Source organism: Halovibrio salipaludis, assembly GCF_002286965.1.
GTDB classification, from domain to species: Bacteria; Pseudomonadota; Gammaproteobacteria; order Pseudomonadales; family Oleiphilaceae; genus Halospina; species Halospina salipaludis.
In genome coordinates this window covers 1-590 of sequence record NZ_NSKD01000026.1, presented here as the reverse complement: position 1 = coordinate 590, position 590 = coordinate 1, and the positions used below count along the sequence as shown (strand labels likewise).

Genomic DNA, 590 nt, shown 5'->3' with positions numbered 1-590 from the left:
ACTCCTACGGGAGGCAGCAGTAGGGAATCTTCCACAATGGACGAAAGTCTGATGGAGCAACGCCGCGTGAGTGAAGAAGGGTTTCGGCTCGTAAAGCTCTGTTGGTAGTGAAGAAAGATAGAGGTAGTAACTGGCCTTTATTTGACGGTAATTACTTAGAAAGCCCCGGCTAACTACGTGCCAGCAGCCGCGGTAATACGTAGGTGGCAAGCGTTATCCGGATTTATTGGGCGTAAAGCGCGCGCAGGTGGTTTCTTAAGTCTGATGTGAAAGCCCACGGCTCAACCGTGGAGGGTCATTGGAAACTGGGAGACTTGAGTGCAGAAGAGGAAAGTGGAATTCCATGTGTAGCGGTGAAATGCGTAGATATATGGAGGAACACCAGTGGCGAAGGCGGCTTTCTGGACTGTAACTGACGCTGAGGCTCGAAAGCGTGGGGAGCAAACAGGATTAGAAACCCTGGTAGTCCACGCCGTAAACGATGAGTGCTAAGTGTTAGAGGGTTTCCGCCCTTTAGTGCTGAAGTTAACGCATTAAGCACTCCGCCTGGGGAGTACGGCCGCAAGGCTGAAACTTAAAGGAATTGACGG

1 rRNA gene is annotated in these 590 nt (G+C 51.4%); it reads left to right on the top strand.

The features are described 5' to 3' along the window. Nucleotides 1-590: ribosomal RNA gene (locus tag CK501_RS16635) — 16S ribosomal RNA — on the top strand; the annotation flags it as partial.